This is a genomic window from Plantactinospora mayteni, from assembly GCF_016862935.1.
Lineage (GTDB): Bacteria > Actinomycetota > Actinomycetes > Mycobacteriales > Micromonosporaceae > Plantactinospora > Plantactinospora mayteni.
Window position 1 is genome coordinate 202,825 of sequence record NZ_BONX01000004.1, and the last position, 9,691, is coordinate 212,515.

Sequence of the window (9,691 nt, forward strand, 5' to 3'; positions counted from 1 at the left end):
CCGGACCGCCGCCCGACGCGGCGTCAACCTCGCCGACCCCACCCGCGTCGACGTCGCACCTCGACCCGGTCTCCTCGGCGTACCGGCCGGTCGGTCACAGTCGGCCGACCACGTTCGGGATCAGCCGCTGGAACGCCTCGGCCTCGCGGATCGCGGCGTTGCCGCTGACCCGCCGGGCATGGTTGCCCCGCTGTTCGGCCCGCTGGGTGTAGTAGTCGCGCAGGTAACCCTGGGCGCCCATCGCGGCCATCGCCTCCTGCTTGGCCGGCATCACCTCGGTGATGTCCACGAACACCGTCGGCGTGAACCCGCACAGCTCGGGCTGGTGCGGCTCGAAGACCAGGAACTCCGACGGCGGCGCGGTCTTGAAGCCGCTGGCCACCCCGGCCCCGGCGGTGAGCTGCCGGGCGGTCGCCACCGCGGCGTGCGCCACCGGGTGGTCCGGGTTGAACGGATCCCGGTCCGGGTGGGTGAGCACCACGTGCGGGGCGTACTCCCGCATCAGCCCGGCCAGCCGGTCGACGTCCTCGTCCCGGATCCGTAGCGGGTAGTCGCCGAGATCGAACGCCTCGAAGCTCGCCCCGACGGCCGCCGCGGCCCGCCGCGCCTCCTCGTGCCGGATCCGCTTGACGTTCTCGATCGTCTGGTCCGGGTCCTTCCACAGCTCGCCGGACTCGCCGCGCTCGCCGTACGACAGGGCCAGCACCAGCGCCTCGCCCCCGGCGGCGGTGTGCGTGGCGACCGCACCGGCGGCCCGCCAGACGAAGTCCGCGCTGTGCGCGCCGACCACCAACATCCGGCGCCCGGTCATGCCGGCACCTCCGCGCTCGCCGCTGCCACCTGCCGCGAGTTGACCACGGCCATGGTGTGCACCTCCTGCTCGGTGAAGCCGGCCTCCAGCAGTCGGTCGGCGAAGAGCGCGAGCCCGTCCTCGACCGGCGGGTTGAACGGCTGCCCGAGGTCGCTGGAGAGCACCGAGTGTTCGACGCCGACGGCCCGGATGTTGGAGAACAGGTCGTCCCAGGAGACCTTTCCGGTGTACGCGGTCGTGAAGCAGCGCTCCAGCAGGGCACCCGCCTCGGCGAGTTCCCGCTGCCGGTCCACGGAGAGCCGCTGCGAGGTGAACTCGGGATGGGTGACGACGATCCGGCGTACTCCCTCCTCGGTGGCGGCCCGGACGACGGCCAGTACCTCGACGCCGTCCAGGTGTCCGGTGGCGAGTACCAGGTCGTGTCGGGCGATGACCCGGAGTACCTGGCGGACCCGTTCCAACACCCGTCCGTCGGGGTCGACCACCTCGACGACGTCCGGGACGATGCCCTGGGCGTGCAGGTCCGCCTGGAGTGCGCCCCACATGGCGGGCTTGGCTCCGGGCAGGTCGGTGGCGCTGCTGCGGCGTTGGTTGCCGGAGTCGACGGTGGGCATCCAGACGATCCGGGCTCCCTGTCGACCGGCGATCTCGACCGCGGCCGGGTTCATCCCGCCCATCGAGCCGTTCAGGGTGACCGCGCCGAGCACGTCCACTCCCCGGACCGCCTTGCGGACCACGGCCGCCCGCTCGGCGGTCGTCACGTAGTGGGACTTGAGTACGAAGCCGGCGAGCCCGACCTCGGCGAACCGGCCGGCCAGGTCGAGGTCGTCGATCCGCCGCTCCATCACGTCGGGGGCGATGTGCACGTGGGTGTCGTACGCCCCGCGCACCAGGGCACGAGAACGCGCGGAGGGGACGGGATGATCTGACATGTCGCTCCTTGGAGGCGAGGGATACGCATGGCCGGTTCAGGCCGTACGGATGCCGTCGGACGGGCCGGACCGGCGCCGGACCGCCGTGGCGGTGTTGGCCAGAGTGGACTCGACGTGCCCGAGATGCCGCCGCATCGCGGCCTCGGCGGCGTCCGGGTCGCGGTTGGTGATGGCCGCCACGACCGCGGTGTGCTCGCCGAGCGACTGGGCCGGCCGGCCGGGCACCAGGATGGTGCGGTACTGGAAGCGGACGAGCTGGGCCCGTAGCCCGGCGATCATCCGGGCCGCGGTCTCGTGCCGGGCCGCCGCGATGATCGCGGCGTGCAGGTCGGCGTTCCCCTCCGAGTAGCCGGGCAGGTCGTCCTGCTCCAGCTTCTGGGTCATCCGGTCGAGTATCCGGCGGATCGCGGTGATCTCCCGCGCGGTGGCGTTCAGCGCCGCCTGACGCGCGGTGAGCGCCTCCAGTACGGCTCGGGCCTGGAGGATCTCGACGGCCTCCTCCTCGGTGACCAGCCGGACGTGTGCGCCCCGGTTCGGCGTGCTCACCACCAGCCCGTCCTGGCCGAGTCGGACCAGTACGGTCCGGACCACCGCCCGGCTGACCTGTAGCCGGGCCGCCAGCTCGACCTCGATGAGTCGCTCGTTGGGCATCAGCTCGCCCTGGTGGATCGCCTCCCGGAGTTCCTGGTACGCCTCGTCGGCCGACCGGGCCGCCGGGCGGCGTGGGCTGCCCGGCGTCCGCCGCGAGGCGGTTGCCGGGGGACGCGCGGCGCCGCTCACGGCGCGGTCACCGTCGAGGCCGACCGGACCGCCCCGGCCACCGTACGTCCCGACCGGACGGTCGCCGTGCGCCGACCCGCCCGCCGGACGTATGCGGCGACGGCATGCCCGGAAGGGTCCGGTGTGGAACCACCACCACTGCCCGCCGTCCCCCGGTACGCCCCGCCTGCCCGCAACATTGTCTCCTAGATTATCAACAATCCTGTTGACAGGATTGCTGCCGAGGCTGCCATTGTCAACAGTGCACTGACCTGCTGAAAGATGGTTGCGACAGCGGAGAACGCTCGGTCAGAGCCGCAGAAATTGGCGCAATCTCGTCGGTGACAAGCCGGACATGAGTCATCTACGATTCTCGACCGGGCGAGGGTCGGCGCGGCTGGGCGTCGCTCAGGCGAAGGGTTGCACCCGTCGCGCAGGTGCGTGGGGACCGCCCATCCACAAGCTCAAAGCTGGAGGCATACATGTTGAGACGCACTCGCGTCCTGGCAGCAACGCTGCTCGCCACGGCGCTCGCCGTGACCGGTTGCAGCGGCGACGACGGCGGCGACGGCGCGTCCGCCGAGGGGACCGACAAGGTCGCCTACATCACGGCCTTCGGTGCCGTGGGCCGGGACTCCTTCGCCTGGGTGGCGAAGGAGAAGGGCTACTTCGCCGAGGCCGGCATCGAGGTCGACATCAAGAAGGGCGCGGGCAACGCGCAGAACCTCACGGCACTCAAGGCGGGGCAGGTCCAGTTCGCCTCGCTCGACTTCACCGGTGCCGTGATCCAGGCCGGCAAGGGCGAGTTCACCGACTGGCGGGCCGTCGCCGCGGTGCACCAGCAGACGCTGATCTCGGTGATGACCACCAAGGACACCGACATCAAGGGCCCGAACGACCTGGCCGGCAAGACCATGGCCACCGGCAAGGGCTCGGTCACCGAACTGCTCTTCCCGGCGTACGCCAAGCTGGCCGGCCTCGACCCGGCGAGCGTCAAGATCGAGGGGGTCCAGACCACGGCGCTCAACGGTCTGATGGCAAGCCGGAAGGTGGACGCGCTCGGCACCTTCCTGCTCAGCCGGGACGCGCTGGCGGCAGCCTCGAAGAAGGAGGTCGTCGTCCTGCCGTACAGCGACTACCTGCGGGACCTGTTCGGCAACGCCATCATCACCACCCCCGGCCTGATCGAGAAGGACCCGGACCTGGTTCGCCGGTTCACCGACGCCCTGCTGAAGGGGCTTCAGTACACCGTCGACCACCCGGAGGAGGCGGCGACGATCCTGAACAAGGCGGAGCCGACGTACCCGGTGGCCTCCGGGGTCGGCGAGATCAAGGCGATGACCCCGTACGTCGTGCCCGCCGGTGGCGCACCGATCGGTGCCATGGACGAGGGGCGGGTGGCGCGGACCATCGCCGTGCTACAGGGCTCGGGCCTGATGCCCTCCGGGCTCACCCCGGCCGGCGTGGTCGACCTCAAGGTCGTGCCGAAGGCCTGACGGCGTCCGGCTCGACGACGACCAGCACGATCTCGACCGCTGTCGGGAGTCTCTCGTCAGCGGTCGGGCGCACCTGACGAACACGGGGACGGTGGTCGGAGGCTGCCGTCCCTTCTTCGTCCCGCCCACCCGCCGGGCGCCGCCTGACCCGCCCGGCGCCCGTCTACCACGTTGCTCGCCGCCCGAAAGGACCCTACGGGATTCACCATGACTGACAAGACGACCGACGCCGGGCTGCGACGTCTGTGGGTCAACGCCGGGCTCCCCGCCCTGGGTGCACTGCTGGCGCTCGCCCTCTGGTGGCTGGTCACCATCGTCTTCAGCATCGACCCGTTCTGGCTGCCCGCGCCCCCGGACGTCGTGGACGCGTTCCAGCGGCTCTCCGGGCACCTGGCCGAACAGACCGGAGTGACCCTGATCGAGACGATCGTCGGCTTCGCCATCGGCGCGATCGGCGGGGCGGCCGTCGCGGTCCTGTTCGCCGCCTCCCGCACGATCGAGCGGATGACCATGCCGCTGATCGCCGCGGTCAACGCGGTGCCGAAGGCCGCGCTGGCGCCCCTGCTCATCGTCTGGATCGGGCTGAACACCCAGGCCAAGATCGTCATGGTCGTACTGCTCTGTTTCTTCCCGGTCCTGGTCTCCACCATGGCCGGGCTGACCTCCGTCCCCAACGACCTGCGCGAACTGGCCCACTCGCTCTCCTCCTCGTGGTGGCAGACCTTCCTGAAGGTCCGGCTGACCTGGGCGCTGCCGCAGGTCTTCGTCGGCCTGAAGGTGGCGTCCTCGCTGGCCATCATCGGGGCGGTCATCGGTGAACTCACCAATCCCGACCGAGGGCTCGGCTCGGTCGTCGTCAGTTCCAGCCAGTCCGCGGACACACCGCTCGCCTTCGCCGCCCTGACCCTGCTCGCCATCATGGGCGCCGGGCTGTTCTACCTGGTGGCGGCACTGGAACGGATCCTCGTGCCGTGGGCCCGGGCGATCTCGTCGTGACCGGAACACACCTCGCAAGGAGGGCACAATGATCAAGATTGCCGGACTGTCCCGGACCTTCCAGGGAAAATCCGGAACGGTGGAGGCGCTGCGCGGCATCGACCTCGACGTCGGCAACGGCGAGTTTCTGGCGGTGATCGGCCGGTCCGGCTGTGGCAAGTCCACGCTGCTGCGGATCATCGCCGGGCTGATCCGGCCGAGCCAGGGCGAGGTACTGGTCGGCGGTGAGCCGGTCGGCCGACCCCGCCGCGACGTCGCCATGGTGTTCCAACGCCCGGCGCTGCTGCCGTGGCGCAGCGTACGGAACAACGTGCTGCTGCCGGTGGAGATCTTCCGCTGGCAACGGTCCCAGCACCGCGAGCACGCCGAGCGGCTGCTGGAGATGACCGGCCTGAGCGGCTTCGCCGACCGGCTTCCACACGAGCTCTCCGGTGGCATGCAGCAGCGGGTCTCGCTCTGCCGGGCCCTGATCCAGCGGCCCAAGGTGCTGCTGATGGACGAGCCGTTCTCCGCGCTGGACGCGCTGACCCGCGAAGAGCTGGCCGTCGAGTTGCAGCGCATCCACATGGAACTCGGCACCACCGTGGTCTTCGTGACCCACTCCATCCAGGAGGCGGTACTCCTCGCCGACCGGGTGGCGGTGCTGAGTGCCCGTCCCGGCCGGCTGCGCAGGCTCGTCGGCATCGACATCCCGCGTCCGCGGTCGTTCGGGCACAACGCCCACCTGGAGGATGTCGCCGCCGCCTCCGCCGAGCTGCACCAACTGCTGCTCTCCGACCACATGCCGGAGCCCTCGGCCGCCCCCTGACCCTGGCCCTGGCCCGGCCGGTCCGGCTCGTCAGCCGGCACCCGGGGTGGGCGGAGGCCCACGGACCGCACCGAGAGACCGGGCCCACCGGCCGGCCAGGCGGAGTTCGCCCGGCCGGTCGGTTCGGCAGGCGTGGTACCGGCGCTGACCAACCGCAGCGACGGCGGCACAGGATTCCGCAACCGGGGAACCGTGCCGCCCGCCACGCCTACGATCCTTCCGCCGGCATTGACCCTCTGGCGGATGGGTGGAGCGGGTGTCGACGACCGATCGCGCGGGTGGAGAGCCGCACCTCAGGAGCCGACTGTGGTCGCCAACCGGTGTACTCGGGGTCTGGATCGCCACCCGGACGGTATTCGTCCTGATCTACGCGAACGTCATCAGGGCCCCGGTCGGGAACGTCTTCGCCGACGTGGCGCTCTACCACCGCTGGAGCGAGGCGCTGCTCGACCGGCAGATTCCCCGTGACGACCCGATGTGGCAATATCCGCCCGGCGCCGCCGTACTCTTCCGGTCGGTCCGGCACCTCGCGGGGGACTCGGTCGGCTCGTACGAGGTCACGTTCTTCACCCTGGCCCTCGTCGCCGACCTGCTGGTCCTGCTCACCCTGCTCCGACTCGCCCGTGGCGACGGGCTGTTCCTCGGCGCCTGGGCCTGGGCCGTGGTCGTCCCGCTGCTCAACCTGCTGACGTACGCCCGGTACGACATCTTCGTCACCGCGGCTGCCGTCGTCGCGCTCGCCGCCACGATCCGGCGTCCGGTCGTCGCCGGCGCGGTCCTGAGCATCGGCGCGCTGGTGAAGGTCTGGCCGGCGGTACTGCTGATCAGCGCCAGACCGTTCGGCGGTCTCCGGCCGGTCCTCGCCGGCTTCGCCGTAACGCTCGCCGTGCTGGGCGGTACCCTCACGCTCGCCTTCACCGGCGCGTGGTCCGGGTTCACCGGCAACCAGGCGGATCGCGGTCTCCAGATCGAGTCGGTCGGCGCCACCCCGCTGGTACTGGCCCGCCTCGGCGACCACACCATCGACGTCAGCTACGTCTACGGTGCGCTGGAGTTCGTCGACGACCCGTTCGTGCGCCCCGCGACGATCGGGCTTCCCGTGCTGACCGTGCTCGGACTGGCTGCCCTGGGACTGTGGTGGCTCGTCAGGAGCCGGCGGCTCGACTGGACCGGCACTCTCGGCTTCGACATCGCACTGCTCGCGGTCCTGACGACGGTGGTGACCAGCCGGGTCCTCTCCCCGCAGTACATGCTCTGGCTGGTCGGAATGGCGGCGGTCTGCCTGACCCGCCGGGACACGACGCAACGCGTCGCGAGCGCCCTGGTCGTGGTCGCGACCGCGCTGACCAGCGCCCTGTTCCCGTGGTACTACGCAGACGTGTCGACGGATCCCGACTGGCCGGGTACGGCGCTGCTGGTCGTCCGGAACGCCCTCGTGGTGGCGGCGCTCGGCATCGGCTTCCACGCGTTGAACCGCAGCCGCCGGCCGGCTGCCTGCTCTTAACCCGCCCCATGTCCGGCGTCCGTGTTGGCGTGCGCCGGCCGCCACAGTGTGTGCCTAACGTTCACACCCTGTGACGATCGATATTGCCGAGTATGGCCGGGCCGGACGAGGGCACCGGATGCCACGGCGACGCCGCTGGCGGGTGGGGCTGATCGTACTGGTGGGCGTGGCCGTGCTCGGCGCGCCGGCGTACGCGACCGCCGCACCGAGCCCCGGCCCGGGCAATGCGGGGCTGGACGTCAGGGTCGAGGTGGCGCCCTCCGGCAGTCCCAGTCCCACGGTCAGCCCGAGTCCCACGGTCAGCCCGAGCCCGACGGAGACGCCCACCTCGCCCGGTGGGTCCGGCGGAAACCTGCCGCGTACCGGTTGGTCGCTGGTGTCGTTGTTCGCCGGCGGCGCGTTGCTGCTGGCGATCGGGATCGGGTTGCGGGTCCTGGCCCGGCGCCGGGCGGCGGTGCCGTGAGCCGGAATTCGCTGGGCTGGGCAAATCATCGGAATAAGCGACGGCAAGTCGGGCTACCGGCGTAATCGAGCCAATGAACCTTTTTCAACCTGAACCGCGCGGCCTGTGCGCCCCGACTTCCGCCTGGCCACCGTACGCACGTCCGCCACGACGGACGCAAGGGGAGGTTGAAAAATGTTCAATGCAGAATACGTCCTATTTCGCGACTTCCCGTGAACTGATGTTTACCCTGTGCACGTCTGGCGTGAGCATTCGGCTCTGCATTGCGTCATGGGTCGTGCACAACATGATCGCGGTGGTTGCCGATCGGGACCATTCAGATGGGCGTGTCAAGCCCCACGGGAGGATCCGGTGCACCAGCCGAGCTTCGTCTTCCTGGCCATGTCCGCAGGGTCGGGTACCCGGGTGGACGAGGCTGCCGAGGAGGTCATCTGGATGCTCATCTCGCCCAACAACCGGAAGCTCGGTCGTGGCGAGGTGGGCTATCAGACGTACGTGGAATGTCGGGCGGCCGTCCGGCGGTTGCGCGAGCAGCACCATCGGGCCAGTGCGCTGGCCCTGACCGACGAGTTCACCGGTCAGTGGGCGTGGCGGCTGGAACTGGACGGCGAGACGGTCGCCATTTCCAGCCGGTCCTACCTACGTGCCCGGGAGTGCAACTACAACCTGGAACGATTCCTCGCGGCGATCCCGCTGGCCGAGATCGTCGAGGGCACCCGCCTGGTCCGCAAGGGCCGCCGTGTGGTGTCGCAGGCTGACCGGTCGACCGGGCGGGCCGCGCCGCGCGCCGTACCGCCCCGGCTGGGTGACGGCCCGGTCGCCCCCCGACGGCCACTGGGCACCGACATCGCCGGACGGACCGGCACCGAGACCAGGACCCAGCGATGGCCGCGGTAGACCTCCCCCGGACCACGATTCCGGGGCCGCCGGACGGGGCGACGGACACACCTCGCCAGGTACGGGAGCGACGCGGCGGTGCCGACCTGCTGTTCCGCGGTCTGGCTCGGGGCGGCGGCGTCGTGGTGCTCTGCGTCATGCTGCTCGTCGGCGGCTTCCTGCTGTACCGGGCACAGGACGCGCTCGGGGTCGCCGGCTGGTCGTTCCTGACCACTCAGGAGTGGGACCCCGACGCCGGCGCCGGGCGTTTCGGGATCGCCGCCGTGCTGACCGGTACGGTGCTGATCGCCCTGGTGGCGATCGTGGTCGCGGTACCACTGGCGACGGGTGCGGCGCTCTACATCTCCGAGTACGCGCCGAGGCGGATCCGGCAGACCCTGATCAGCCTGGTCGACCTGATGGCCGCCGTACCGAGTGTCGTGTACGGGCTGTGGGGATTCTTCCTGCTCCAGGACAATGTGCTCGGATTGAGCAACTGGATCGCCACCTATTTCGGCTGGATCCCGATCTTCGACGTCGAGGACTCCGACCCGCGCGATCCACTCTCGACGATGACGGTCTACACCTCGTCGACATTTGTCGCCGGGCTGGTCGTGGGCATGATGATCACGCCTATCGTCTGTTCGATCATGCGGGAGGTCTTCTCCCAGGCGCCGGCCGGGGAACGCGAGGGCGCGTTCGCGCTCGGCGCGACGAAGTGGGGCATGATCCGGGCCGTCGTACTCCCGTTCGGGCGCGGCGGCATGATCGGCGGCACGATGCTCGGGCTGGGCCGCGCGCTCGGCGAGACGATCGCCATCGTCATGATCATTTCTCCGGTCTTCGAGATCCAGCCACGCATCCTGGAGAACGGTGCCAGCTCGGTCGCCGCGTTGATCGCGCTGCGCTACGGCGACTCCACCGAGGCCGGCATCTCGGCCCTCTTCGCCGCCGGACTGGCCCTCTTCGTCATGACCCTGATCGTGAACTTCCTCGCCTCGATGATCATCGCTCGCAGCCGCTCCGGCGCGGCGAGCGAGGTCTGA

The 9,691-nt window shown here is 70.3% G+C and carries 10 protein-coding genes; 7 read left to right on the plus strand and 3 right to left on the minus strand.

Annotation, left to right across the window (positions count from 1 at the left end):
- Positions 1-94 precede the first annotated feature (94 nt).
- Genes Pma05_RS04420 through Pma05_RS04430 form a run of 3 tightly spaced genes read right to left on the minus strand, consistent with a single transcriptional unit; the run spans position 95 to position 2,523 of the window.
- Positions 95-811 (minus strand): PIG-L deacetylase family protein, encoded by a 717-nt coding sequence (locus Pma05_RS04420; RefSeq protein WP_203855974.1) that lies wholly within the window; start codon positions 809-811, stop codon positions 95-97.
- Positions 808-1,743 carry a DUF6282 family protein gene (locus Pma05_RS04425; RefSeq protein WP_203855975.1) on the minus strand — a complete coding sequence of 312 codons (936 nt, stop codon included), beginning with the start codon at positions 1,741-1,743 and terminating at the stop codon, positions 808-810. The genes Pma05_RS04420 and Pma05_RS04425 overlap by 4 nt, the downstream gene beginning before the upstream one ends.
- 36 nt (positions 1,744-1,779) lie before the next feature.
- Complete coding sequence (locus Pma05_RS04430; protein ID WP_239311659.1) at positions 1,780-2,523, minus strand: GntR family transcriptional regulator; 744 nt, start codon at positions 2,521-2,523, stop codon at positions 1,780-1,782.
- Between the two features lie 461 nt (positions 2,524-2,984).
- Between Pma05_RS04430 and Pma05_RS04435 the strand changes: the two genes are divergently transcribed.
- From Pma05_RS04435 to pstC, 7 genes are all read left to right on the plus strand, one after another.
- The gene (locus Pma05_RS04435) at positions 2,985-3,998 is read left to right on the plus strand and encodes an ABC transporter substrate-binding protein (protein WP_203855976.1); all 1,014 of its coding nucleotides are present in this window, start codon (positions 2,985-2,987) and stop codon (positions 3,996-3,998) included.
- Between the two features lie 207 nt (positions 3,999-4,205).
- Positions 4,206-4,994 carry an ABC transporter permease gene (locus tag Pma05_RS04440; RefSeq protein ID WP_203855977.1) on the plus strand — a complete coding sequence of 263 codons (789 nt, stop codon included), beginning with the start codon at positions 4,206-4,208 and terminating at the stop codon, positions 4,992-4,994.
- A gap of 28 nt (positions 4,995-5,022) precedes the next feature.
- The gene (locus Pma05_RS04445; protein ID WP_203855978.1) at positions 5,023-5,802 is read left to right on the plus strand and encodes an ABC transporter ATP-binding protein; all 780 of its coding nucleotides are present in this window, start codon (positions 5,023-5,025) and stop codon (positions 5,800-5,802) included.
- A 256-nt stretch (positions 5,803-6,058) separates the two neighbouring features.
- The gene (locus Pma05_RS04450; protein WP_203855979.1) at positions 6,059-7,306 is read left to right on the plus strand and encodes a glycosyltransferase 87 family protein; all 1,248 of its coding nucleotides are present in this window, start codon (positions 6,059-6,061) and stop codon (positions 7,304-7,306) included.
- Between the two features lie 118 nt (positions 7,307-7,424).
- A complete protein-coding gene (locus tag Pma05_RS04455; RefSeq protein ID WP_203855980.1) occupies positions 7,425-7,769 on the plus strand; it encodes a hypothetical protein in 345 nt (114 codons plus the stop codon).
- A gap of 351 nt (positions 7,770-8,120) precedes the next feature.
- On the plus strand, positions 8,121-8,666 hold the full coding sequence (locus Pma05_RS04460; protein WP_203855981.1) for a hypothetical protein: 546 nt from the start codon (positions 8,121-8,123) through the stop codon (positions 8,664-8,666).
- Positions 8,654-9,691 (plus strand): phosphate ABC transporter permease subunit PstC, encoded by a 1,038-nt coding sequence (gene pstC, locus Pma05_RS04465; protein WP_203855982.1) that lies wholly within the window; start codon positions 8,654-8,656, stop codon positions 9,689-9,691. Before Pma05_RS04460 ends, pstC begins: the two co-directional genes overlap by 13 nt.